General features: G+C 43.9%; 22 protein-coding genes and 1 pseudogene. 10 read left to right on the top strand and 13 right to left on the bottom strand.

The features are described 5' to 3' along the window. Positions 1–56 precede the first annotated feature (56 nt). Positions 57–1,028, top strand: coding sequence for an L-threonylcarbamoyladenylate synthase (locus A1QO_RS06640; protein WP_017041826.1), 972 nt, complete (start codon positions 57–59; stop codon positions 1,026–1,028). Between the two features lie 78 nt (positions 1,029–1,106). Here A1QO_RS06640 and A1QO_RS06635 read toward each other — a convergent pair whose 3' ends face one another. The 6 genes from A1QO_RS06635 to A1QO_RS06610 all read right to left on the bottom strand — a co-directional run bounded on the left by A1QO_RS06635 (position 1,107) and on the right by A1QO_RS06610 (position 8,494). After that, a complete protein-coding gene (locus A1QO_RS06635; protein WP_017041825.1) occupies positions 1,107–2,456 on the bottom strand; it encodes a magnesium transporter in 1,350 nt (449 codons plus the stop codon). Positions 2,457–2,618: 162 nt separating this feature from the next. Further along, entirely contained in the window at positions 2,619–3,341 is a 723-nt protein-coding gene (gene nfsA / locus A1QO_RS06630; RefSeq protein WP_017039061.1) for an oxygen-insensitive NADPH nitroreductase, read from the bottom strand. Between the two features lie 215 nt (positions 3,342–3,556). After that, on the bottom strand, positions 3,557–4,315 hold the full coding sequence (locus tag A1QO_RS06625; protein WP_017041824.1) for a RecX family transcriptional regulator: 759 nt from the start codon (positions 4,313–4,315) through the stop codon (positions 3,557–3,559). A 344-nt stretch (positions 4,316–4,659) separates the two neighbouring features. Further along, positions 4,660–5,793, bottom strand: coding sequence for a glycerate kinase (locus tag A1QO_RS06620; protein ID WP_017041823.1), 1,134 nt, complete (start codon positions 5,791–5,793; stop codon positions 4,660–4,662). A gap of 22 nt (positions 5,794–5,815) precedes the next feature. Next, positions 5,816–7,171 (bottom strand): GntP family permease, encoded by a 1,356-nt coding sequence (locus A1QO_RS06615; protein WP_017035868.1) that lies wholly within the window; start codon positions 7,169–7,171, stop codon positions 5,816–5,818. A 180-nt stretch (positions 7,172–7,351) separates the two neighbouring features. Then, a complete protein-coding gene (locus tag A1QO_RS06610) occupies positions 7,352–8,494 on the bottom strand; it encodes a sugar diacid recognition domain-containing protein (protein ID WP_017040207.1) in 1,143 nt (380 codons plus the stop codon). Between the two features lie 211 nt (positions 8,495–8,705). On the opposite strand from A1QO_RS06610, the gene A1QO_RS06605 reads away from it, so the two are divergent. After that, positions 8,706–9,581, top strand: coding sequence for an AEC family transporter (locus tag A1QO_RS06605; protein WP_017039064.1), 876 nt, complete (start codon positions 8,706–8,708; stop codon positions 9,579–9,581). A 180-nt stretch (positions 9,582–9,761) separates the two neighbouring features. On the opposite strand, the gene A1QO_RS06600 is transcribed toward A1QO_RS06605, so the two are convergent. Beyond that, the gene (locus A1QO_RS06600; RefSeq protein ID WP_017035865.1) at positions 9,762–10,340 is read right to left on the bottom strand and encodes a TetR/AcrR family transcriptional regulator; all 579 of its coding nucleotides are present in this window, start codon (positions 10,338–10,340) and stop codon (positions 9,762–9,764) included. A 140-nt stretch (positions 10,341–10,480) separates the two neighbouring features. Here A1QO_RS06600 and A1QO_RS06595 point away from each other — a divergent pair, with 140 nt between their 5' ends. Continuing rightward, the gene (locus A1QO_RS06595) at positions 10,481–11,521 is read left to right on the top strand and encodes an alkene reductase (protein WP_017041822.1); all 1,041 of its coding nucleotides are present in this window, start codon (positions 10,481–10,483) and stop codon (positions 11,519–11,521) included. A gap of 214 nt (positions 11,522–11,735) precedes the next feature. On the opposite strand, the gene A1QO_RS06590 is transcribed toward A1QO_RS06595, so the two are convergent. From A1QO_RS06590 to A1QO_RS06580, 3 genes and pseudogenes are all read right to left on the bottom strand, one after another. Continuing rightward, positions 11,736–13,337: an ATP-binding cassette domain-containing protein gene (locus A1QO_RS06590; RefSeq protein ID WP_017041821.1), complete on the bottom strand. Its 1,602-nt coding sequence runs from the start codon at positions 13,335–13,337 to the stop codon at positions 11,736–11,738. Between the two features lie 513 nt (positions 13,338–13,850). Beyond that, positions 13,851–14,087: pseudogene (locus A1QO_RS20730) on the bottom strand (PLP-dependent aminotransferase family protein); the annotation flags it as partial. Positions 14,088–14,199: 112 nt separating this feature from the next. Further along, the gene (locus A1QO_RS06580; protein ID WP_017035860.1) at positions 14,200–15,123 is read right to left on the bottom strand and encodes a LysR family transcriptional regulator; all 924 of its coding nucleotides are present in this window, start codon (positions 15,121–15,123) and stop codon (positions 14,200–14,202) included. A gap of 127 nt (positions 15,124–15,250) precedes the next feature. On the opposite strand from A1QO_RS06580, the gene A1QO_RS06575 reads away from it, so the two are divergent. From A1QO_RS06575 to A1QO_RS06555, 5 genes are all read left to right on the top strand, one after another. Then, positions 15,251–16,153 carry a pirin family protein gene (locus A1QO_RS06575; RefSeq protein WP_017035859.1) on the top strand — a complete coding sequence of 301 codons (903 nt, stop codon included), beginning with the start codon at positions 15,251–15,253 and terminating at the stop codon, positions 16,151–16,153. Positions 16,154–16,251: 98 nt separating this feature from the next. Continuing rightward, positions 16,252–17,232 (top strand): glutathione S-transferase family protein, encoded by a 981-nt coding sequence (locus A1QO_RS06570; RefSeq protein WP_017041820.1) that lies wholly within the window; start codon positions 16,252–16,254, stop codon positions 17,230–17,232. 184 nt (positions 17,233–17,416) lie between these two features. Then, the gene (locus A1QO_RS06565; protein ID WP_017040567.1) at positions 17,417–18,949 is read left to right on the top strand and encodes a GAF domain-containing sensor histidine kinase; all 1,533 of its coding nucleotides are present in this window, start codon (positions 17,417–17,419) and stop codon (positions 18,947–18,949) included. Between the two features lie 307 nt (positions 18,950–19,256). Continuing rightward, positions 19,257–21,206, top strand: a complete 1,950-nt coding sequence (locus A1QO_RS06560) for a tetratricopeptide repeat-containing diguanylate cyclase (protein ID WP_017041819.1) — start codon at positions 19,257–19,259, stop codon at positions 21,204–21,206. 113 nt (positions 21,207–21,319) lie between these two features. Beyond that, entirely contained in the window at positions 21,320–22,477 is a 1,158-nt protein-coding gene (locus tag A1QO_RS06555) for a GGDEF domain-containing protein (protein WP_017039072.1), read from the top strand. A 262-nt stretch (positions 22,478–22,739) separates the two neighbouring features. On the opposite strand, the gene A1QO_RS06550 is transcribed toward A1QO_RS06555, so the two are convergent. Together A1QO_RS06550 and ppiC are read right to left on the bottom strand one after the other, a co-directional pair. Next, positions 22,740–23,333 (bottom strand): HAD family hydrolase, encoded by a 594-nt coding sequence (locus A1QO_RS06550; protein ID WP_017040569.1) that lies wholly within the window; start codon positions 23,331–23,333, stop codon positions 22,740–22,742. 191 nt (positions 23,334–23,524) lie between these two features. Continuing rightward, a complete protein-coding gene (gene ppiC / locus A1QO_RS06545; protein WP_017035852.1) occupies positions 23,525–23,803 on the bottom strand; it encodes a peptidylprolyl isomerase PpiC in 279 nt (92 codons plus the stop codon). Between the two features lie 196 nt (positions 23,804–23,999). On the opposite strand from ppiC, the gene A1QO_RS06540 reads away from it, so the two are divergent. Next, on the top strand, positions 24,000–24,926 hold the full coding sequence (locus A1QO_RS06540) for a chemotaxis protein (protein WP_017035851.1): 927 nt from the start codon (positions 24,000–24,002) through the stop codon (positions 24,924–24,926). A gap of 211 nt (positions 24,927–25,137) precedes the next feature. On the opposite strand, the gene A1QO_RS06535 is transcribed toward A1QO_RS06540, so the two are convergent. Further along, positions 25,138–25,626 (bottom strand): MarR family winged helix-turn-helix transcriptional regulator, encoded by a 489-nt coding sequence (locus A1QO_RS06535; RefSeq protein WP_017035850.1) that lies wholly within the window; start codon positions 25,624–25,626, stop codon positions 25,138–25,140. 125 nt (positions 25,627–25,751) lie between these two features. Here A1QO_RS06535 and A1QO_RS06530 point away from each other — a divergent pair, with 125 nt between their 5' ends. Further along, a complete protein-coding gene (locus tag A1QO_RS06530) occupies positions 25,752–26,648 on the top strand; it encodes a DMT family transporter (protein WP_017040570.1) in 897 nt (298 codons plus the stop codon). The last annotated feature ends 129 nt before the right edge of the window (positions 26,649–26,777 follow it).

The raw sequence follows: 26,777 nt of genomic DNA, 5'->3' as shown, positions 1-26,777 counted from the left end.
TGAACCAACAGAGGATAGTGTGGCATACCTTTATCGTAGCCACTGGTGTATACCCCATGAAAACAGAAAGACTTAACGCTGAACTTCCTGCCGATTTCCAACGCGCAGGCGAACTGTTAACCGCTGGCGAACTCGTCGCAGTACCGACAGAAACCGTCTACGGATTAGCAGCAGATGCGAGTAACCCAGAAGCGGTGGCCAAGATTTTTGAGGCTAAACAACGCCCGAAAAACCACCCACTGATTGCCCATATCGGCAGCTTTGACCAACTTTCACGCTGGGTAAAAGATATTCCAGACTGGGTTACGCCTCTGGCAGACGCTTTTTGGCCAGGGCCACTGACGCTGATTTTCGAACGCCACCCTAACGTTTCTGATGTCATCTCAGGCGGAATGACCAGCATTGGAGTCAGAATGCCTGATCACCCAGTACTGTTGTCGCTATTACAACAATTCGATATTGCCGTTGCAGCGCCATCGGCCAACCCATATCAAAAACTCAGCCCGACCAGTGCCGAACAGGTATTGAGTGGTCTGGATGGAAAAATAGCCGCGGTACTCGATGGCGGACGTTGTGGTGTCGGTACGGAATCGACCATTTTACGAATCAGTGATGATAAAGCCGAGATTTTACGCAGCGGTCCACTCTCAGCAGAGGATTTACAGCCCTACTTGCCATTTCCGGTTGTGACACCGGAAAGCCACCAGGAAGCCGTGTCTGGGAATAAAAAGGTGCATTATCAGCCCAATGCGAAAGTGGTGATCTGCCCCACTCACGAACTCGAAGCACAATTAAAAACAGAGCAAACTAGCACCGGTGTGCTGGTCTATTCGGCGTCTCTGCACAATATTGATAGTGATCACCGCATCGTCCTACCCGAGGATCATCATGGCTATCGTCAGGCACTTTACGCCTCTTTGCATGCACTTGATGGTAAAGGCGTGAAAAAGCTTTTGGTTGAAGCTCCACCCCGCCTTGAAGCATGGGCCGATATCTGGGATAGATTAAGCCGCGCTGCCGCTGAATAACTCGTCATTGGCTGCACCCGCAGCCAATACTGTATTTTATGACTAATCGATCAGCTAACCAAGCAGCTAACCAAGCAGCTAACCAAGTAAAAGCACACTGCCCAAACCTAAGAAAGTCACAAAGCCGACGATGTCCGTAACTGTCGTTAAAATCACCGAGCCAGATAACGCAGGATCGATGTTGAGTTTGTCGAGTATCACGGGAATAAAAATCCCTGATATCGCCGCGCAAATAATATTAGCAACGATGGCAATACCAATCACCACACCCAGCATTGGGTTTTCAAACCAGTAACCGGCAACAAGGCCAATGACGACTGCCCATAACACACCGTTCAGCGCGCCGACTTTCACTTCTTTCGTTAATAAGGGTTTAAGGTTAGCTTTAGATATTTGCCCAAGTGCTAACCCCCGAACAATCAGCGTCAATGTTTGACTACCCGCTATTCCCCCCATTGACGCGACAACAGGCATTAACACTGCCAATGCGACGACCTGCTGCAACGTCGCTTCAAACAAGCCGATAAACCACGAGGCCAAAAACGCCGTCATCAGGTTAATGCCTAACCAAATAGCTCGATTTTGTGCGCTTTTTCGTACCGAGGCAAAAAGGTCTTCATCTTCACCAAGACCCGCTTGTGCCATCAATTGAGATTCCGCTTTCTCACTTTGGAGTTTGTAGGCGGTGCCCATGTCTAAACGGCCAATCAATAAGCCACTTTCAGTGATAACGGGTAAAGAAGATTCGCCACTGAGTGAGACTTTATTGGACGCGGAATAAATGTCTTCCTTTGCATCAAGGGATGGAAAATCATCTTCTGACAGCTCTGAAATTCGCAGTGTCGGTTCAACATCAAATAAACGATTGATACGCACCGTTCCTGTCCAGTTGCCACGGCTATCGACCAGATAAATCACGTGACTATGTGGTGGAAGGTTGCGGCGCAGCAATCGCATGACCACTTTGATTTTGGTTTTTGCTGGCACCACTAAAGGCTGGTGATCACACCAGTGCCCTACTTCTTCATCGTCAAATTGTTGCGCAGCAGAATAGCGATTTTGCTGCTCTTCATTCATCAGCCCAAGTACGTTTTCGAGCAAATGATCAGGGATGCTGTCTTGCAATTCGAGCAAGGTATCAGCATCTATCCCGGTAAACAGAGCCAGCAATGTACCGTCGTCTTGATTATCTAGGATCGACGTGCTCGCATCTGCACGCATCTCGACCAGCACAGGCACTTTCATCGTATCTGAAAGTTGCTCCCATGTACCTAAACGCTCGGTAAGCGGGAGAGATTCGAGTAACAGCGCAACATCGACAGCCGAGTTATCTTGCTCCCACTGCTCTATTACGGCTTGTTGCGAGTTGGCATCACCAGAATCAGTAAGCAACTCACTGACCACATCCTGAATGGTGTTATTTTCCATGTTTTTTCCTGAGGAGACAGAGACTTGTCAGAATATAGGGGATAATCTTAAAACATCAATGAAAAGATCAACGGAAAAATAGATGAAGAGCCTATGGCTGAGCTAGAATGGCGTACCACTCCAAAGTTCACTAGGCACTTCATGATGAGTGTGTTTAAAGCTCTATCGTTTGGTTAATCCTTTCCCATTCAAGTAAGGAAGGATGTGTGGGCGTGACTCCCCTGAAAGCTTACCTGTTATGTCTTGTGACCAGCTCGTTTGTTTCTGGTTAGTTGAACGATTAGCGTAGTAACTTTGCATGGAATCGTCATAGTTTTTAATATCGTCCAAACTCAGCGGCTGATACTGGTTCTCGTGCAGAATGACATGAGCAGGTAAACGAGGCTTCAGCTCAGGTTGTTGATCCGGGTGCCCCAAACACATGCCAAAAAGTACCGCGCTATTTTGAGGAAGCCCGAGAAGTTCATCAACCTGTTGAACGTTATTACGTAATCCGCCAATGTACACGCCACCTAACCCTAATGATTCAGCGGCCAATAAACAGTTTTGCGCCATGATTCCCGAATCGACAGCGCCAATAAGAGTCAGCTCCGTGAAGTCAGCTTGGACCTGTGGGTTTATTTCAACGTGGCGCTGGTAGTCGATACAAAACACAAGAAACTCAGCAGCACTCTCTACGTATGCTTGATTACCCGCATATTGAGCCAGCAGTTTTCGCTTATCTTTGTCTGTCACTCTGACGATAGAGACAACCTGCAACATACTGGACGATGAGGCGGCTAACCCCGCTTGAATGATCGCCTCCAACTGCTGTTGTTCTATTGGCTGCTGTGTATATTTACGAATGGATCGGTGACCTAAAATGGTTTCTATTGTGCTGTTCATGCGTCTCAGACAATCCTTGTTGTTATTATGATTCACGAATTACAGTAACGATATTTGTTGTTAGCGTAAACAAAAAAGCCATGATCAACGGTCTAATTTCTGTACCAGCCAATTTCTGCACAGCGTCTGTACATGAATGCAACCGAGTCGACTTTCTATGTTGTCGCTTTCTTGCTGTTTTCGTCCTCACTATTTTCTTTTTTTCTGCTTTCTTTTTAATTGATTTCACTGAGTGCGAATTGAATTTCTTCTGAAGAAAACCCTTTTCGGCTCAACATTGCGTACGCTTTACTTCGTTCTTTATGGATGTTTAGATCGTACGATTTCTTTTCCAACTGCTCTAAACACGCGCTATAAAAATCGATTTCTCCTGATTCAACGAGCTTGCCGATCAAGGCGTCGAGATCCGTCACATCAATTTTTCGCTGACGCAATTCTTGACGAATCACCGTTAGGCCCTTTCCTTTACGCACATATTTCAGCACTTCCTTTTCCAGATCGGCTTTTTCAGCTTTAATTTCTAGGTTTGAACGTAACTGAGCAAAACTGGGATGCTGCCGAAGACTTTCGTTAATTTGAGCGTAACTGAACCCGCGTTTTTGTAGCGCGGCCACCAGCTTTTCTTTGCTCATGGTGAATTCTTGATAATAGTGATTCACTCGTTCGGTCAGTATCGTCTGTTCATCGATTTGTCGCTCTTGCTTTACTTTCTCGATGGCCTCTTGGATCAGCGCACCGGCTATGCCTTTCTTCTTCAATTTTTCCAGAATATAACCCGAGCCGTACTCACTTGAAAAAGCGCGCTCTGCAAACTGTTCAGCGAATTCATTATCTGGCTTCAGGTAATCTAACCGGCGCAACTTTTCTATTGTCTGAGTGATCCAATCTTCGTTATCGGTTTTGATTCGAAGCTTATTGAACAGCTCGCTTTCGGTCAGATCGCGCTGGCCCAAATGCCACATGGCAGAGTTCATGACACTTTCTATGCGTGTTGCCTTTTTGACTCGATTCTGATCAGTATGCAAATGACGGCCTCTAAAATTTCACGTTTATCTGTTTATTTACATGTTTAACGAGTAAACAAACAAAAATAACTCTCCACCGAAATGCGGTGGGTTAAGTATTTCGGTACTGCTGAAACATAAACCCTAAACATAAACTCATTGGGATTAAGTTCACTGGAAGTGTGTCAGGGATACCAACCTTTGTAAATTGCTATTCGGTCGTCAATCTCCCACCCTACAATGAAAAAAAGGACATCAATATGATGTCCTTTGGTCTCAGATTTACTCTACATTAAACTCATTATTTCATTCAGTTACAGCCGAATCGACAGAGCTTTTGCGACATTTCTAGATGTCATTTCAACATTAAATGCGGCTTCTTTTAACGCCGTTGGTAGATCCGTAGCGCCAAGAACAACGCTGTAGACCGCATCAATACCATGCTCATAAACCACGTTGCAATCTGCCGCTGTCGACCCTGCGATCGCGATGACAGGAAGCTTAAACTGTTTTGCAACACGCGCAACGCCTATCGGGGTTTTCCCATGAATGGTTTGGCTATCGATGCGGCCTTCACCCGTAATAACCAGGTTCGCGCTCTTTACCACATTTTCAAGATTTACCGCATCCATAACAATGCTGATCCCGGGCCGTAGCGTGGCGTTAAACATTCCAATGAGTGCAGCGCCTAAGCCTCCTGCGGCCCCAGCTCCCGCTACGTCTTTGATGTCTTTACCTGTGGTTTCAGCGATCACTTTTGCATAATGCGCAAGGTTAGCGTCTAAGGTATCAATCATCTCAGATGTTGCCCCTTTTTGCGGACCAAACACATGGGAAGCCCCTTTTATGCCACACAATGGGTTGTCCACATCGCAAGCGACTTCGAGAGAAACACTTTGTAAGCGCGGATCGAGTTCGGTTAAATCAATGCTCACTAAGTTCTCTAGTGCACCACCACCGTAGGCCAAATCATTGCCATGCTTGTCGATAAGCTTTGCACCGAGAGCTTGTGCCATGCCTATACCACCATCGTTAGTCGCGCTGCCACCTAAACCAATAATGATGTGTTTTACCCCTTTGTCGAGCGCGCCTTTAATCAGTTCGCCCGTACCATATGAAGTGGTTAATAATGGATTGCGTTTATTGCGTTCAACAAGGTCAAGCCCTGAAGCGGCGGCCATTTCAATGACAGCGGTCGAGCCATCACCGAGCAATCCAAAGAAACCATCAACCCTATCACCCATTGGACCGGTGACTTGCTGTTCAACAATGATTCCTCCCGTCGCATCAACAAGAGATTGAACGGTTCCTTCTCCGCCATCTGCCATCGGTAACTTAACGTATTCCGCATTGGGCATCACTTGTTTGAAGCCACGTTCAATCGCACAAGCCACTTCCATTGCTGTTAAGCTTTCTTTGTAAGAATCCGGAGCAATAACCACTTTCATAGAGATTTCCTAATTTTTATTGTTATAGAAGAACAAGGCTTAAGATATACACCAATGTCATTGCAGTAATACCCTGTACTAGCGTCGCCATCGTTTGTGCTCGGTAAGCTAAGCCGACTGACATGCGGCTGAATTGAGACACTACCCAGAAGAAGCTGTCGTTAGCATGTGACACAGTCATTGCACCAGCGCCTATCGCCATCACGGTCAATACGCGGCCCATTTCCGAATCTAACCCTAGTTGCGCTAACATCGGAGCAACCAATGCAGATGTGGTCACTAAAGCAACGGTCGATGAACCTTGGGCCGATTTTAGCGCCGCTGCGACAATAAATGGCATGAATATACCCACACCCAGCGCCGATAATGTCGTACCAAGATAGTCACCAAGTGGCGTCGCTTTTAGTACCGCACCAAACGCACCACCTGCACCAGTGATCAATAAGATTGGCGCTGCAGACAGAATACCTTGATTAATGCGCTCGCCAAATTCTTCAATTTTGTTACTGGCTTTAAGCAAACGAGTCGCCAGTAGTAAACCAATAAACAACGCGGTTAACGGCTGACCTAAGAAATTCAACACATCGTAGACGCCACCTTCACCGAGAGGCAGGCTTGGGAAACGGGCAATGGATCCAAAACAAATAAGCAAAATAGGAACAAAAATAGGGGCGAATGCTTGGGTTGCCGTTGGTAATTCACCGTAAGAGGCTTTTAGTGTTTTCCAATCTTGATTCGCTGCTTCAAATTCCTCAGCTTTTACATCTGGCTCTACGTCTTTAAAACGATTTGCCCATAACATACCAGCCAATGATGCAGCCGCGGCGACAAAGATACCCACACCAATGACTAAACCTAGATTAGACTCTAATCCCAGATTACCCGCAGCCGCAATTGGCCCTGGAGTTGGAGGAATGAAGGTATGCGTAGCATAAAGACCGGCAGCCAAAGCCACACTCATAGCAACGCTGGACGTCTTTAAACGATGAGATAAAGACTCTTTCAATGAGTTAAGAATCACGAAGCCCGAATCACAAAAAACAGGAACGGAAACAATGTAACCAATGATCGTCATGGTCAGTGTTGGGTATCGCTCACCCAATACTTTAATAACGGTGTCTGCCATGGTGATAGCAGCGCCGCTTTTTTCTAGTATCACACCAATGATGGTACCGAGGACAATAACAAGGCCAATATAGCCGAGTATTCCACCAAAGCCTGATGCGATGGTTTTCGCAATGCTATCAGCCGGTAATCCGTAGGCAAAAGCAGCAATAAATGCGGCTAGAATCAACGATAAAAATGGGTGTAATTTATATTTGGTTGTAGAGAGGACGATGAATGCTATCACCCCCAATAGTATGAGAACTAGGGTCATGGTAATTCCTTTTCGTTATGTAATTTGTATCCAGTACTTATGACTGCCGATACTGGGTTTGCCTGTAGGGGACGTCGCTATTATCAAACGAACTCCGTCACTTTCCTTTGGGCAAGTTTACAAATTATTCACACTATCAATATTTACTTATTGTGCACACGCACAATTATAAGCCGAGTATCACTGACTTTTCAGAGCGAGATAGAGTTCAATAGACTCATCTAACCTATTGATATTTAACCCTGTAATTTCTTCAACCCTGTCTAGCCGATACCTCAGTGTATTTCTATGAATATGTAATAAACGACAAGTTCGAGCTAAATCACAATCTTGAGAAAAATAGCAATTGAGGGTTTTAATCAATACTCCCTTGCTGTCTTTTTCATTCAATCTATTGATTGGAGCCATCAATAATTCTTTTTTCCAAGCGTCCTGTTTTATGCTGCTTATAAAGACAGACAGCTTGTGATCATCAAAAAACAGAGTACTTTGGGCCGTCGGTACACTGGAATCCAATGTGGCTTTCGCCGTTTCATAGGATCTCGCGAGGCCAAGTAAGCCAGGGAAGTAACCGCCAACAAATATCTGGATGGTAAAATCACACTCTTTTTTGGCCCGTCTAGCCAGCTTTTTGACTCGTTCTTTTTCCGCGTCTATACACCACTGATCCTCTTTAATCGTAATGGGTTTTAGGACGACCACCTCATTTTGGGATACAGAAACAATACCGACGATATTATCTCTGGCGGGGTACTCCAATAAATCAACGAGCTTTTGCAACTGCTCTTGTGTCACCGATTGATTCAGCCTTGGGACCACTTTAACCAGCGCCGCCACTCGCGGTTGGGTAAGGTCCAAATCCAAACGCGCTGCAATCGACATCAGTTGATTGTCACTTAAACTCGACCCTTCAATCAGTTGGCTTAGCAACTCTTCACGGTGTCGATTGTTCCATTGCATCTGCGCCATCATTGCAGCTTGTTCAATGATTAACTCAGCCGTCATTTGAACCAGTTCACCAAAACTTCTCACATCATCTGGGACACCAGAAACCCCCACCACGCCGATGACTTGATCCTGATACAGGATGGGAAAGTTGATCCCCTCTTTTACACCATTCAACGTACTTGCTACTGTTTTATTTATTTCTACGGTTCGATTGTCATGAATCGCTAACAGCGCTCCTTCATGAGTACGATGCAATCGAGCCGGATCGCTTGAACCGATGATTTGCCCATTTTCATCCATTACGTTGACAGGGTATTGAATGATCTTACTGGCTCTTTCTACAATCTGACGTGCGATCAGTGAATTTAACTGCATGGTGGAAGCTCTTAAGGTTAACCAACATTCAGTATATCCAAACTGCGCTTATGTTTTTGTACTGAATAGAAAATATTCCAACCCACTCTTATTTCTTTTTGCGTTTCACCTCATTTTCATCCGCATGCATAAGGCAAGTGACGAGGCCCTAAAATATTGCTAACGTAATGCAGCCATGCCTTTTTACCTTCGTATTTCCTAGAGGAACTTTATGTTCGAGCAAGTGATTAATATCTTATTCCCCGTCTTTGCTCTTGCGTTCGTTGGCTTTGCTGTCGGTCGATGGTTAAAACCAGATTTCAAACCGATCAATCAAATCAACATGAGTGTTTGTATCCCCGCATTAGTATTTGCCTCGCTGGCAACCATGCCTCTCGATACAGAACAGCTCCCCCTGATTTACGCCTCTTTGGTTGCGATCCTGGTACCGGGCCTACTCATGATTCCGATCTGTAAATACATGGGCCTAAATTTCAAAGCGTGGGCACCGCCGCATATGTTTCGTAATAGTGGTAATCTGGCCATTCCACTTTTTACTTATACCTTTGGTGATGTGGCTTTAGCTCCTGCGGTTTTACTGTTTGTCATGTCGGCCTGTGTTCACATTAGTATTGGCTTAGCACTGCTTAGTAAGGGGAATCCTTTCAAGCAAATATTCTCCATGCCTGTGTTTTTAGCGGCCGCACTGGCGATGTTTCTCAATCTATCAGGGATCGTTGTTTGGAACCCACTCATCGAAGCCACTTCACTTCTAGGGCAAGCCGCAGTTCCCATTATGTTGCTATCGCTTGGTTCTCAAATGGTTAACCTGCGTTTAAGTGGGCTTAAAATCGGATTGCTCAGTACGCTTCAATCTATCGCAACTGGCGCGGTCGCATTTGCAATTATTTACTGGTTGATCCCACTGCCAACGCTTCACCTGCAAATGATGGTGCTATTTACCATGCTTCCGCCAGCTGTGATGAACTATCTCTTTGCGGAAAGGTTTGAAGTTGAACCTGATAAGGTTGCGTCGATGGTTTTGTTTGGTAACTTTCTCAGTGTGGCCACGTTACCCTTGCTGCTGATTTTTGCGCTCTCCTTGTAAATTTTCACCGAGGCTGGCGGAACTTCAGTTACAGGGGGCTAGAAAGAAAGGGAAGGAAAGTACAAATAATGAAGAAGATAAATGAGCAAACAGCCGCTGTTTGTCCGTTGAACGAATCAGACGTAACGACGGCTTGATTACGTGCAGGAAAAGTAAACATTAGAGGGGTAAGGGAAGCGATTAGCTGCGAATATACGTCAGTAACTGCTGACTCAATCGACCCAGAGATCCCGCCGCTGGATGGGTATACGAAAAAGTACGGATACCATAAATACCCATGACTAAAAACTGCGACAATTCCTCGCAATCTTTGCCTTCGGATATTTCTTTATCTTGCTGAGCTTGGCGGAGTTTTTCAGTAAAGGCTTGCTGCCAATCATTGAGCATTTTACTGATGATGTTTTCAACTTCTTCGTCTTGGTCGGCCAATTCATTCAAGGCCTTCTGCAGCAAGCAGTGCTTAATTTGAGCTCTTTCACACTCTTCTACTACGCTACCAAGGTAGGCTTCCAACCCCTCCATGATGGTATTTTTGCTGTCGAACACAGCCATAAATTCAGTGTTTCTTTCTAAACGGTATTGATTAAGCGCAGCAACCAACAGTCCTCGTTTATTTTCAAACGCACAATAGATTGAGCCTGGGTGCAACCCTGTGGCTTTTTTCAAATCTTGCATACTGGTTTTACTGTAGCCCTTACTAATAAAGGCATCCATTGCTGACCGTAATACTTTTTCTCGATCAAACTCTGCACTGCGCATATTCGTTCTCACCTTTTCTAACTGTCGCTCATACTACCCTATTTTGAACAATCATTCAAAATAGTACTTGAATGATCATTCAACTTGGTCTAATTTGAATGGGCATTCAAGAAATAGACACTCAGACCATAAGGATCAGCATGGAAAACCTATTTGAACCGCTCAGCCTCAACAATACGATTACACTGAAAAACCGTATATTAATGGCACCACTCACTCGTTGTATGGCTGATGAAAACTTAGTCCCTACCCAACAAATGGTGGATTACTATGCTCGCCGTGCTGACACTGGGCTGATCATTTCTGAAGCAATCATTATTCGACCAGATGGGCAAGGCTATCCAAATACACCAGGGCTATTTAGTGAAGACCAAATTAGCGGTTGGAAAAAAGTCACCGATGCCGTTCATAGCAATGGTGGAAAGATTTTTGCTCAACTTTGGCATACCGGGCGTGTCGCACACCCTCATTTTTTCGATGGCGACTTTGTATTGGCCCCCTCTGCTATTGCGGTTGAAGGATCAGTACCCCGAATGCGTGAACTCACGTACACCGTACCAAAACCGGCATCGGGCGGCGAAATAGAACAACTGGTCAACGACTACAGCCAAGCCGCAGAAAACGCGATTGAAGCCGGCTTTGATGGCGTAGAAATTCACGGTGCCAATGGGTATTTGATTGATCAGTTCCTGCATTACAGCAGCAATATTCGTGATGATGAATTTGGTGGAACCCCTGTCAACATGGTTCGTTTCCCTCTCGCGGTTATTGATGCTATTACCGCTAAAATCGGTGAAGATCGCACGGCTCTGCGTGTCTCTCCTGGGGCTTATTTCAATATTGATAGCGATGACCGTGATAGAGATGTCTTCGATCACTTACTTGTTGAGCTGGAAAAGCGCAATCTTGCTTATCTTCATGTGGGCATCTTCGACGACTCAATGACATTTGATTATTTGGGGGGAAGCGCTTCCAGTTATCTGCGTGCAAACTACTCGAAAACATTAGTGGGCGTTGGAAGTTACACCGCCGAAACGGGCAGTGAAGCGATTAAAGCGAATAAGTTTGATTTGCTGGCGATTGGTCGCCCTCTTATAGCCAACCCTGATTACGTTGCCAAAGTAAAATCCGGCAAGGAAATAGTCACCTATTCAGACGATATGCTGATGACGCTCGTTTAAGCTAAATTTCAATCCATCCCTGTCTAACTTTTGATTCATTTTTTCCTGAGCTTTGCTTTGCCGTCAATACTATTGACGGCATTTTTTATTGACATCAAAGACCGTACACACAATGGTCTGTTACTCAGTATCCAGTTACTCAATATCTAGCCATTCAAGGTTCAGCTGCTCAATATTTCGAGACTCAGTATTCCGAGAATAAAAATCAGCTTGGTCAAGCACCCAACATTGACAACACAAAAGTACTATTCACTCCACACTCTTGCACAAACTCTTCATCGTGACTCACTATTACAAACGCCCCTTGATAACGATTAAGAGCGCGGGACAATAGTATTTTAGAGTCGAGATCCAGATGGTTATCCGGCTCATCGAGAAGTAACAGCGGGTGCTCGGTTTGATGGCTTACCACGAGCATCGAGAGCTTCATTTTCTCACCACCACTGAGTTTATTTGCTAAACGATGAACGTCATCTCGACGAAATCCAATACCCGCCAGCAATGCTCTTGCTTCACTGTGTTGCACCCCATCACAAAGTAGACACACATTATCAAGCAGAGAGAGGCGCTCGTTCAACAATCCAAAGTGCTGGTCTAAGTACATCATTGGCGTGTTGATGGACCACGTCCCGTCCGCATATTTGGCATGACCTAACAGCACTTTTAGCAAAGTCGACTTTCCACTTCCATTCCCTCCTTGAAGATGCAATTTGACGCCATGACTTATCTGTAAATCAATAGGTTCACAAAAGCCAAAAGGAAGTAAGCCATTGACAATCGATACCAAACTTTTCGACCGCTTAACCCCATCTGAAAGATACACTTTTTGCTCTTTTAACTGCTCTTGCCGCGCTTGTAGTAAGCTCGCTTTTTCTTGTAACAACTCTCTCCGTCCACCCTCATTTTTCATTCGATTCGACACGTTGGCGGTCGCTCGACTCCGAAGCTGATTAAGTACAATCTTTGGCATGCCGCCCTTCATTCGAGTTTTGTTTCCTTTCGCTGCTCTTTGGTCAGATTTTTCTTTATTTTTTTGAGCCTGTAGCTCTAAGTGTTTTTGTTGTTTCGTCACGCTCGTAAGCTGGCGATCTATGGCCGAAGACTCTTGGTGCTTTTGTTCTACGTAAAAGTCAAAATTTCCACCGTATTGAGTCAAGCCTAAAGTCGATAACTCCCAAATTCGGTCCATATGTCGAAGCAGTTGCCTATCGTGGCTGATCAACAAAATACCGCCTGGATACAGGCTTATTTGCTCGACTAACCACTGTCTTCCTTCCCTATCAAGATGATTCGATGGTTCATCTAAAACAAGCAACCCAACGTGTTCGGTAAAAAGCTGCCATAGACGAAGACGAGCCAACTGCCCTCCGCTTAGCAAATGGCACGGGAAGTGAACATCCTTAGGTAAACCCAGCGTGGTAAGCTGCTGTTCTAGATCGAGCTTGGCCGTCCAGCACCCTTCAACCAGAGCAAAAAGATCGGAGCCACATTCTCCGAGTTCAATGCTTTCCAACGCCAGAATGATCTCATCAAGCTTCAGGTATTGAGCAATCGTTGTGTCACTTTGAAGCAAAGTAGAGGGCAGTTGACTGTAATTGGCGACGGTAGTGTGCAGTGCCACATGACCAGAAGAAGGGGCTCGATCTTTTACCAGCAGAGCAGCAAGAATGGATTTCCCTACTCCGTTGCGTCCAACTAAACCCACCCTGTGATGCGTAAACGTGCAAGAAATATTATCGAATAAGATTTCGCCATTATCGAATCGATAGCTCAGTTTATTCGCTTGAAATAACGGTTGTAATGTTAGGTGTGGCATAAGTAGCCTCCTGTTAGACAGGGGGCGTAAAGCGCAGCGGGGTCAAATCTCAAGAAAACCCAAGATAGAAACCAAAATAGACAGCAGCAATATGACGGCCACATTTTTTAATGGCAAACATAAATAGCATGCGTTCTATTATTCGTGTGATGTGCAGAAAATCGCGCTCGATACGAGCGACAAAGCTACGCCTACTAACCCTGTGGATCCAAAAAAAGTAATGTAAATGGATGACAGGCATTAGTTCTTCATATTGGCGTAAACTCCTAGAGATGCGGTGAGCGAATTGTAACCGCATCTTGATGAAAATTGCAACTCTTCTGCCTAGAACGACGCCCAAACTTAGCACGACAACATGTTAGCTATCTGTTCCCCTAACCGCTTAATTGCACCCTTCACTGATTCAGTCATATCCTGTGAAGCATTGAGTCGAAAGCCATGGGTAAACTGCTGATCCGGGGAAAACATTTCTCCTGGTGCAATACTGATATTGTCTTGCTGCAAAACTCTATTCACGATTTCCTCAGGGCTAATGTTCATACCTTGAGCGGCATATCGCTCGGCAATGATATTCCTTAGCGTTTCATTCCCCGGAGGGAGATTATCAAGTGCGTGTGAGGTCGGCATAGTTCGAGTTGCCTGAACTAAGGATTTATTCACTTTATCTTGCGGGTAAAGCATAGGGTCTGGGTAAGCGAACCCAAAATTCACCACCGCCTTTTTCGTTCGACTGGCTTGTAGAATATCAAACTTCCTTTAGCTAAAATAACCCTCGCGTTAACGCCCATTTCGATGATAGCTCTGGCCATTGTTGGAATAAAAATCGCGCAAAAGGAAGAGTGATTCCCTAGCCACAGCGACTTTAATCGTCAGATTCCCAATACGGTGTTTCTCCAAAGTAGTCGCTAAGAAAATCGATAAATACTCTACTTTTTTGAGGGAGATAACGTGCTTCAGGAAAAACAACATACGCATTGAAAGGGGCCGGGGTATAACTCGCCAGTATCTGTTTCAATGCCCCACTCTTTAACTCTTTCCAGATGATAAACTGGGGTAAGTAAGTAATCCCATGCCCAGAAACTGCCATGCTTTTTAAAAACTCACCATTATTAGCATTGTGCGCAATATTCAACGACACTGTGACTTTTTCTCTTTTTGAACCCGATTTCTTTTCGCCTAAAAGAGAAAGCCCTGACGGCGCCATTTGGCTGTATCGAAGAAATTGATGCTCACTCAGATCATCGGGTGTTTGTGGTGTCCCAAATTCATCCAGATACGCAGGACTAGCACACAGTAAATGACGAATGGGCGTAATCGCTTTGGCTCGCAGTGTCGAGTCGGTAAGCTCTCCAATTCTCACCGCCAAATCAAATCCATCGCCAATAAGATCCACTTTTCTATCTGAAAAATCGATGTCTAGCTTAAGATCCTTATGCTGTTTAGAAAATTCATCCAATGCAGGAACCAAATGTTCAACGCCAAATGAGAGGGGCACCGCCAGTTTTAGCGTTCCCACGAGATCTTTCCGATCAGACGATATTTGGCCATTCAGTACATCGATTTCCTCTGCGATCAACTTACTCTTCTGGAAATAAATGAGCCCTGCTTCCGTTAGGCTCGATTTTCGAGTGGTACGATTGATCAGTCGAGTGCCTAGCTGTTGTTCTAATTCACTCAATCTTTTGCTGATGGCCGATTTAGCCAAACCGAGCTGTTCCGATGCTTTGGTGATGCTGCCCGTTTCTACCACCTTAATGAATATTCTGATGCTCTCTAGTTGACCCATCTCAATCCCTTTTATTCGCCCTTAATTATTCTCAAAGTGAGAACAATAATTTCTCATTGTGGATGTTTATTATTTTTTCATCAACAACTACGATGAGTCTTAGAAAGTAAAGAGTAAGGACTAACCCATGAATGTTACCCAGGAAAAGACGTCGTACCGACCTTTGACACGAGTGTTCAAAGGAATCAAAACATCAGATGGTGATGGCGTAAAACTCACTCGTATCATTGGTACCAACGAGCTAAACATGCTCGATCCCTTCCTTCTACTCGACTGCTTTGAAAGCGATCAAGCGTCTGATTACATTGGTGGATTTCCGACTCACCCACACCGAGGGTTTGAGACCGTCACTTACTTACACCACGGTAATATGCGTCACAAAGACAGTGCAGGCCATGAAGGTGTTATTCGGTCAGGGGGTGTCCAGTGGATGACCGCGGGTAAAGGGATATTACACTCTGAAATGCCAGAACAAGATCACGGGCTTCTGAAAGGATTTCAGCTGTGGGTCAACCTTCCTCAAACCGCAAAAATGGTGGAACCGGATTATCAAGAATTTTTACCGGAGCATACGCCTTTAGAGCAACGTAGCGACGGCGTTTCTGTCCGCGTGATTTCAGGTGAGACTGACCATGGGACAAAAGGGCCGGTTAACAACACCTATACATCGCCACTTTTCCTGGATGTCACAGTGCCACAAGGCGGACATTTTGAGCAACAAATACCCGCGGGGCACAACGCGTTCATTTACGTGGTAGAAGGCAGCGTCAGTGTTAAAGAGCACGCTGAGAATCAGGCAAGCAGAGAACCAGGCCGCGATGATGCAGCTCAGGTGATAAACAAAAAGTATATTGGTATTTTTGGGGAAGGCGAGCAGGTCTTTATTGAAGCGCACCAGAATGCTCAGTTTTTACTGCTCGCTGGTCAACCGTTGAACGAACCCGTCGCACGAAGCGGCCCGTTTGTAATGAATACCCGAGAAGAGCTTATGCAAGCATACCAAGATTATAACAACGGCCTATTTACATAAATAATGAGGTCTATAAAACGATGTTTTTTGGTAAATAATGCGGCTTCTTAAATACAGTTATTTTTATTCATGGTTTAGTTAGAGATACGGAGAAAATGATGGGACTTCTAGTAAACGGTAAATGGCACACCGACTGGTACGATACCAAATCGACAGGTGGGAAATTTGAACGAAAAGAGTCGAGCTTTCGCCATTGGGTAACCAAAGATGGCAGTGCAGGCCCTACTGGTGATTCTGGGTTCAAAGCAGAGCCGAATCGCTATCACCTCTATGTATCACTTGCCTGCCCATGGGCTCACCGTACGATTATTTATCGTGCTCTTAAAGGCCTAGAAGAAATGATTTCAATGTCTGTCGTCAATTCATATATGGGTGACAATGGCTGGACATTTGAGCCCGATGACGGCGTGATCTCTGATCCTATTAACCATGCTCAATTTGCTCACCAAATCTACACCACTGCAGATGCTAACTACACTGGTAGAGTGACAGTGCCTATCCTTTGGGATAAGAAAACCAGCACCATTGTCAGCAATGAGTCGTCGGAGATAATCAGAATGTTCAATGAGGCATTTGACGATGTGGGCGCGACGCCTCTCAACTTGTACCCAGGCGATCTCAAAGAAGAGATTGACGAGCTAAACGCCTACATTTACCCGACAATTAATAATGGTGTCTACCGAGCTGGATTTGCCACCACACAAACCGCTTATAATGATGCAGTAAAAGAGGTTTTTGAGGCGCTTGATACGATAGATGGTCGTTTGGCTAATAAACGATATCTCACTGGCGATACCATTACCGAGGCCGACTGGCGCTTATTTACGACATTAATACGGTTTGATGCCGTTTATGTCGGTCACTTCAAATGCAACATAAGACGCATAGCGGATTACCCTAATATCAGTGGCTATCTTCGCGATTTGTACCAAGTGCCCGGCGTTGCTGAAACCGTCAACATGCACCATATCAAAGCACACTATTACGGCAGCCACGACACCATTAATCCGACATTAATTATCCCAAACGGGCCTGACCTCGATTTCTTAGCACCACATAATAGAGAGAATAAAGGCTAGTAATGAAAGGGGAGCAGGAGGCTCCCCTTCCGCTTTAATTTGGCCCTTATTTAAGCAAATTATCGAACGAAACTATCGCAGCCCTTCTCTCCCCCGACAACAAGATAAATAACGGAATAACCTTCCATACGGCCACTTCTCATCTACACTATTTAGGTATGCCGATCTTTAATGTGGAGGCAAAGTGAGCCGACTAATTACCTATTCACATGATGCTTCAGAAGAACTCGCAGCCAATAGTGAGCAGGCAACGAGTTTCTACCATCAACTGTTTCAACTCCATGAAATTGCGATCGAACTATCTCGAGCAAACTCATTGGACGATCTTTATCGCCTAGCAGTCACGGCTTGCCTCAATCATCTACAAATCGACCGGATGGGCATCCTAATGATCGATAAAGAGCGAGACTGGATGATTGGCACATGGGGCACGGATGAAGAAGGCAATGTAAGATCGGAATCGGACTTTGCTGCGCCAATGCTTGATGAAGTAAAGCAAGTAATTCAAGAGATGTCTACCAAAGGCAAAGTGTGTGTTTGGCATGACAAAGAGCTCTATGAGTTTAGTGAAAGTCAAGGAAAACTCAGTGCCGTTGGTATAGGGTGGAACGCGGCGTTAGCGATATGGGACGATGACGAAGTAATCGGTTGGATTGCCTGTGATAACCTGCTTAATCATCAACCCTTTCAAACCTATCAAAGCCATACATTGAGGCTATTTGGATCACTTCTCGGAGAATTTATTAAACGTAAACACGCCGAAGAAGCAATAAAAAATATTAACAGTGAATTAGAAAGTCGGATTCTTGAACGAACACAAGAGCTTTCAAAAGCGCAGAAAGAACTCGAAAAAGCCAACACTCTGCTTGAACAAAAAGTGATAGAACGGACGGCTCAACTCAATGAAAGAACCCACCATTTACAAACCGTATTGGACGATCTAAAAGAAACACAAAGCCAACTGATAGAGGCTGAGAAGCAGAGCTCCTTAGCTCAACTGGTTATGGGGATGGCCCATGAATTGAATACGCCATTGGGCAATATCAATGTAGCAATCAGTTTACAACCTGAACTGTTCAATGGCCTTAAAAACGATTTAGAGACAGGCTCAATATCAAAGAGTTCACTGACTGAGAGCATTGAGTTAGGTTTGCAGTCCTGCGAAATTATCGAAAAGAATACCAAAACAATGGCAGAGCTCGTGGCTCAGTTTAAACGCCTTTCCATTCACGAAACGCAACTTCAACCGCTAGAACGTATTGATCTGCAAGAGTGGCTGGAAAACACCGCAAAACTGGCATTAGAACATTATAAAAAGCCCTATACAGCGCAAATCGATATTCATGTTATGCCTCTTGGTGCGACAGCAAACTTCAATACTTGGCAATTAAGTCAGATAGTAGAAGACCTCATTTTTAACGCCCTTGAACACGGTTTAACGAACACGCCAACTGACAACATCCTTATTATTGCTAACGTACTCAATGACGAGTTAGAGCTAAGTGTAGAAGACAACGGTAAGGGTATTTCCTCAGAGGTGTTGGATCATATTTTCGACCCATTTGTAACGACAGCGAGAGGAAAAGGCAATAAAGGGCTGGGGCTGAACCTTGTCTATAATTTGGTGACTCAAGGAATGAAAGGCAGCATAAATAGCTATGCTCCACTAACGGGAGGCTTTGGACTGGCCATTTCATTGCCGTTAAACCCAGATTAAATACGACAGAGAGTACAGTATTGTTGACACTGAGAGACAGTGCTTCAACGTAAGAAACAACTTACCACACTAAAAATAAGCGTTTGAAATAAACAAGTTAACAACAAAAACGAACTTTGCATTTACGTAAATTGACTTCACAAGCCACTAATAAACGAAAATAATCTGATGTTTCGTGAAAGTTTTTACCATTCACGCGGTCTATACATCGAGCGTTCATATTCTCGCTCGGCGCTTCACGCTATAATGTCAAAACTATCACTAATAATAAAAGTTTTTAAATCTTTCGTTTCATAAAAGGCTGTTAATGAGTAAAAAATTTATATCGAAAAAGATTCGATGGGTAGGCTCTATTACAGTAGTGATCGTTCTGTTTATTTTCACCATTGACGTTTTCCTTTTTCGATTCAACGTGGCCTCAACACCCATTGAACCGGTCACCTTAAGCCCTGAACAACAGTTGGCAGACAGCGCTATTGGACGAGAGTTGGTGAGCATACGCCCCCTTATTGATGAATCTCCAGCACTCGCAAAAAAAGCCATTCACGCGTTGTTGCTGTCCAATAAAAGCCAGGATCTAACAACGATCGAGCAAATTTATGTGCTATTGCTGCGCAGAGACATCGCAATATCAGAAAGACAGGAATTAGCCGCTACTGAAATTAATCAGCAGTTATCACACTTAGCCAATCAGAAAAATATCCCATGGCTTCAGGCGCTACTTGAAATTGAACAGGCCGAGAAAGCATTAAAAACTGACCAAATAGAACAAGGGATAGCTAACATCACTAACGCAATGAATATAGCTGAGTCTAATCATGCGGAGTTTTTGCTGTTAAGAGCCTATAACACGGCTGGCGCTCTTTATAACGCTTCAAACCAACTCAAATCTTCTCAATTGTATTTTTACAAAGGCATTAAGCTAGGCAAAAAATACCCTACTGATGAATACAATGGCCGATTATATAACAACCTGGGACTACTCCATGCTCACCTTGCACAGTGGGCAAAAGCGTTGGAATACCTAAAGCTCGCAGACAACCAATTTAGAGCCAGTCACAACGTGACAGATGATCGGTTAATGGTGGTTTTGTTAAATCAATCGTATGTGTATACCAAATTTGATAAACCGAAAGAGGCACGTGTTGCTTATGAGAAAGCACGCTCTTACTTAAACCTTGAGTCAAAAAACTATTATCAAATACTCATGCTCAAAGCAAAAGCCCGGATTTTAATGGTTGAAAAGAACTACCAGCAGGCTGTCGTAGTGGCAACACAATGTCGTGATTTTACTCAGCCCGTCGTTTACCGAAAGCAAAGCGCTATCTGTGGGTTCATATTGGCAAAAAGCCTTATTGGCCTGGGAAATTATGATGAAGCAATGGAACACCTCAATAGAAGTATTGACACATTTTATCACATTGATCATCAACGTTGGTTAATCCGTACCTACCAGACAAAAGCTGAGATATATGAACAGTTAGGAGATACAGCCCAGGCGCTCAGCATTTATAAAGAATATAATGCGAAAGAACGAGCGCAGTTTACTAATGAGATTTATGCATTGGAATTTGCTTTCGGAACCCAAGAAGTACAACAAGAACGAGATCTATTAAACGTACAAAACCAGCTCAGTGAATTGCAACTCAACGAAGAAAAACTGCGTTTTAAGATACTGTTCATATGGATTGTCGTCGCGATTCTCGTGCTCGCCTTTGTAATACGTAGATCCATCGCCATTAAAAACCATAATATTGAATTGCAAAACTACTCGTATCAGGATCCGCTGACTGGGGCTAATAATCGCCGTTACTACCAAAAGGAAATTGAATCAGGCTCGGTACTCAACCGTTCATCTCAATATCGAGTGGTTTTAATCGACCTAGACTGGTTCAAAAACATCAATGACCAATATGGGCACGATGTTGGCGATCAAGTATTGATCAAAACAGCCAAACGTTTGAAAAAAGAGATTCGAGCTGATGAGTTGCTGATTCGCTGGGGTGGTGAAGAGTTTTTGTGTCTAATAAAAGAAACCGATGATATTCATAGTCGTGTTGAGTCGTTACTCAAAATAGTGAATGCATCCCCTTACCAAACCGATGCTGGAGAACTCAACATTACGGTTTCAGTAGGGGTGAGCTACCCTAATAGTCTCTTTTCATTGCGACAAGATACGGCACCTTTTGTCGTGGCCGATAAATGCCTCTATCAGTCTAAGAAAAACGGGAGAAATCAAACCTCATTTCCTGTTTAGTGAAACAAAGCCTCTCTTTTCAACGTGGCTAATGAAACAAAAGATAACGTCAAACCGCCTAAACAGCTCACTATGGCCTAAACTAAACAATACCACTACTGCTTGGGAGCTGAATGTTGATCGAGTTTGATATCCCCACTCTATCTGTCATTTGTGTATTACTTTCTTTCACATATGCCATTAGTCTTGCGCTTGTTCAAAGGCTACAGCCTACTATTCGCGGTATCAATATTATGGCGCTCGCACTGCTATTATTGGGGACTGGTTTTCTTCTCCTTAGTTTCGGCAATCACACCACGCTATGGCTGTCGAAAATATTGGCTAACTCTATTATTGCTCTGAGTTTTACGCTGATTTTACACGGTGTCTGTCGCATTAGAGGCTACCCTGTTGCCATTGCGAATATTGGCTATAGCTTTTTTCCAATCGTTATTATTGGGTTGACGTACTTCACTTATTTCTCTGTGTCTACCGAAGCTCGCATCGCTATCATGGCAACGTATACAGGAGCTATAAGCCTGCTGGCCTTCTATGCCAACTATCAAGGCATGACGGAAGACATTGCGCCATCCAAACATTTACTGTCTGTCGGCTTATTGATCTATGCCTTCTATTCTCTGTTCCGACTGATTCGATTGCCTTTTGGCCAGCGTATTGATGACTTCATGGCCGCAGACTTAGTTCAGCAACTCTCCTTTCTCACCATCCTTCTCTTGGTTATCTTTATTGGCTTCGCGATTACCTGGATGTTGACGGGCCGCTTGGTTGCCACCATTTACGACTCATCGCTCAAAGACGAACTCACGAAACTCTATAACCGAAGAGCGTTGGAGGATCTCGTCCCTAAAGAAGCGGCTCGAACTCATCGATATAAACACTCGCTATCGATACTTCTTATCGATATAGATAGATTTAAACACATAAACGATGTCTATGGGCATCAAGCTGGTGATAAAGTATTGCGGGATATAGGTCGAATTCTGCAAGTAGAAACGCGTAGTAATGACTTTTCTTTTCGCTACGGCGGAGAAGAGTTTTTGGTGTTGCTGCCTGAAACCTCTGGGCCAGACGCGAAAATAGTTGCCGAAAAACTAAAGAATGTTATTGCTAGAACCTCTATGCTACCGAGTAATAAGGAGTTTTGCTCCGCTAGTTTTGGGGTCAGCGAATTAAGAGAAGACGAACACTGGGAATCCGCCATTGACCGAGCAGATAAAGCACTATACAACGCAAAAAAAACGGGGAGAAACCGTGTTGTGATTAGCGAATGAGCACAGATCGAAGGGCCGCCTATAAGCCCAGTTCACCCATTAAACGCTCGACCCAAGTGATTTCGCCGAATGCAATCAAATCGAACACAGTGAGAAACACTGCGCAAATTATCGCAAGTTTTAAAAGACGGTAAAAAATGAACATGTAAAACCTAATGTAGGGTAGAGAGGAATTCAATTATCCCTATTTAACACATTTGTCACAAGATAAAAGGCAACCACTTAGTTACTAAGCACCACATATTTACGTTTAAAACGTTATTTATATTTGAAATCTAAGCATTGGCAACAGTTGCTCAAGGTCCCTAATGACCACATCAGCTTCTTCTTGGTATGGGCGGTTACCCTCTCTATCGAAAAGACAACTCAGCATATTGGCGTTCTTCGCTGTATCCAAATCAAACTTGTAGTCCCCCACATAAATCAAATCCCTGGTTGGTAATCCGAGTTTATCCGCAATAATAAACAATCCCTCAGGGCTAGGTTTCGGTTCGCAGTCTTCCCGAGTGAGTAACAAATCTATCGGCAAACCTAGGTTTTCTAACATCATTTGACTGGCCTGTTTAATGTTGCGAGTCAATATCGCTGTCGGGTAACCCAAACGATGTAACGCATTGATAAGCTCTAACGCTCCAGGCATTAAGTCAGCAGTGTGGGCGGCTGAGATTTCAAAATCTGACACAATTTTATGGGCTAATTCTTGTTCTTTCTCGCAGGTCATTTGTTCAATGTATTCAAGAATGGGCTCTCCTTGTGGAAACCCTAACTGCTGCCTCAACTGGTCAAAATCCAGTCTAGAATCGACGAGCGTGCCATCGAGATCAAAAATAACCGCTTTGATATGCGAAAGGTTCAAAAGTAACTCCAAAGATAGATAATAATGCCTTTCCACATTACCGAGTATTTTTTAAACAATCTAGTCTGGTTCTGTGATTGATCCCGACTAATCAAACTAGGATGAGTCGTGATCCAATCCATAAATGGCAAAAAAGCGAGTTACACGCTCGCTTTTTAAAATTCACTTTTTGCAAATCGAATACGAAATGATCAAGTCCGATACAGCACTTTCACAACATGCCAGCCAAATTTGGTCTTCACTAGATGGGGGACTAAAGTTTCACCGCTAAAGCACACTTTATCAAACGCTGGCACCATCTGCCCCTTACGAAACTCGCCCAAGTCTCCGCCTTTTTTACCTGAAGGACAGCTTGAGTATTTTTTCGCTAACGTTTGGAATTTAGCCCCTTTTTTCAGTTGCTTAATAATGTCTTCTGCTTGCTCTTTATGCTTCACTAAAATATGAAGTGCTGCTGCGGTGCTTGCCATGTTTACTCTCTGCTGTGTAGACCTTATCCCGTGTAGGCCGCAATTCTACCCTAACATATCGAGATGTTCATCCTGCGAATTTACCGAACCAGATCAATAAACATTCTACTGTTACTATTTAGTGCATGAGTTTACATTGCTCAGTATCCAAAATGAGTTACTATTATCAGTAGTCGGTTCATATTCGAGACACATCATGGCAAAGACCCCAAGTAAAGCAAATCAATCTCAAGGTATGCTGATGTTTACCCTAAATGCGCAAAAACAGCTGTTTGCCATTGGGACTCTGAAGGTACGGGAAATAGTTCCCTTTATGCCAACCACCCAAATTCCCTATTCCCACCACCATGTTGTGGGTACAGTGACCATTCGCGATTTAACAGTGCCCGTTATCGATATGGCGGCCGCGATTGGGTTTCGTCCAATTCAGCCCGAAGAATATGATAGCTGCTATTTAATTGTGACAGATTGCCTACGAACTATAGTTGGTTTCATGGTTCGTTCGATTGAAAAAATCATTGAGTGTGACTGGAGAAATATTGAATCTTCGCCTTCAACTGCAGGTAAAGATGTTTTTGTTACGGGCATTACCCGACACAAGGATCAGATCGTACAAATGTTGGATGTGGAATTATTGCTTTCAAAAATTTACCCTCAGTACGAATCTGCAAATATCCCTATGCTGACTGATATAGAAAGAGAACGTCTGAAAGCCTTGAATATTCTCCTCGTTGATGACTCTTCGATCGCTCGAAAACAGCTTTCTGACGCTCTTGATAGAATCAATATACCCTATCAAATCTGTAAAAATGGTCTAGATGCACTAGAACTCATGAAAGCTCAATCTTCAACGGACAAAGCGATAGATCTGCTCGTCAGTGATATCGAAATGCCAGGTCTTGATGGCTATGAGTTAGCATTTGAAGTGCAAAACTCGCCGGATCTCGATAACGCCTATTGTATCTTGCACACTTCTTTATCAAGCGAGATTTGTATTGATCGGGCTCATCAAGTCGGTGCTCATGAAGCGCTAGAAAAGTTTAATGCTGGTGAATTGATTCAAGCCATGCTCAAAGGAGCCAAAGCCATCGAAGAAAGTAAACAGAGCGTAGGATGCGGTTGATTTTGGTCGGTTTGCTTTGACAACGGCTCTACTCGCATTGATAAGACTGTCACATCGGCACTGCTCTATTCGTTAAGTTGAATTGTTCAGTTGAATTGTCCTGTGGTATTAGGCTCAGTCACTCTTTTCTCATTGAGCCTCCCTTTACTGAATTTCACTTTATCGTTCTTAATCTATCCGATGGTTAAGGTTCTCTGACTCAATCTATACACTAAGCCGATTCAAATTGCGTAAGCCAAGTCGTCAATAATTGATTCAATTGTTTCTTCTGTGCATCTGATAAAGACTCAACCAAATTACTTTGCACTGCGACATGCTGCATCATCATTTCATCAATTAAGACCAATCCGTCGTTAGTGAGTTTAACATGAACGCTGCGACGATCTTCCTGGCTATGAGAACGTTCAATAAGCCCTTTTTTTTCTAACTTATCCAGTCGATTGGTCATGGCTCCAGAGGTTAACATCATTGAATTGATCAAATCTGATGGCGTTAAGCTGAACGGTTTTCCGCTGCGTCTTAATGTGGCAAGCACATCAAACTCACCCAACTTCAAATCATACCGCTTATGGGTGTCTGCGATCTGAGTTTCCAAATGCTTAGAAATTCGCAACAAACGCCCCAACATCGCCATAGGTTCAGTGTCGAGTTCAGGTTTTTCTTTTGCCCATTGCTCTACAACTCGTTCAATTGCATCCATAGCCCACTTATTCTCCATCTTCTATATAGGTAAACGCTAAGTATCTTAACATAAAGACACTTTACAACACTGAATTTTCAGCGTACATTGACTTTAAACTATCTTAACGTAAAGATAAATACGCCATGAACATACTATTCGCTATGATCCCTGCATTCTTTTGGGGAACAACCTATGCTGTGACTCAGTATACCCTCCCCGACTGGCCTCCATTATTGCTTGGTGCTCTTCGCGCCTTGCCAGCGGCTCTATTACTATTGTTAATCAAACCCACTTTGCCTAAAAAAGGCCATTGGCGAGTCCTGTTTAGCTTGGGCCTAATTAATATCGCTACCTTCTTCGGTTTGATATTTGTAATGGCATTGACATTACCGGCAGCAATATCAGGGGTAGGCATGGTTTCTGTTCCAATATTCGCCATGATTTATCATTGGTTGATGGATAAAAAGAAACCCAATTTAATGCAAGTAGTATCAGGGACACTGCTCGTTATACTCGCATGGTTACTCTTTGACCCAAGCTCCATTAGCCTAAATCCAATAGGTTTAGGGGCCATGTTCGCAGCCATCATGTGTATTGTCGTTGGCAGTAGCATCACCAAGTCACTTGGAAATACAATGGATTGGTGGGGCGTATTGACCTGGCAACTGTTGATTGGCGGGGTCATTTTGGCCTTCGTTTCTATTGGGCAATTTTTAGTTCAACCTACCCCTTACATTGAGGTTTACCAGAACTTTAGTGCTAAAAATCTGATCGGACTCATTTGGGTTTTTGGCCTTAACACAGCACTTGGATACAGCCTGTATGTTTGGTTGTTACAGCGTATGTCAGTCGTGGACTTTAGCTTTGGCGGCATTGCAAACCCAATTGCTGGAATCGTCAGTGGTTTTGTTTTAATCGGGGATTCCTTTACGCTATATCAATACGCATTGATGGTAAGTATGATTGTTACATCACTATTACCTCAGCTTCTCGTTGCTCTCAGGGCATTTAAGTCGCCGATATCTGTAAATCTTCGATAGCCATTCGTTTTTCGGTCTTTTTAGCTATCATTTTTTTAAAAATATGCGGATAATTCCGAAGCAGAATTAAAATTAATCAGCTAATCTTAGCTTTATAAGTATTTGTTAGTTATGGCAGCAAAAATAGAA

Origin of the sequence: Vibrio genomosp. F10 str. ZF-129, assembly GCF_000287055.2 — a bacterium.
Classification (GTDB): domain Bacteria; phylum Pseudomonadota; class Gammaproteobacteria; order Enterobacterales; family Vibrionaceae; genus Vibrio.
This window is presented reverse-complemented; position numbering and strand designations above follow the sequence as displayed.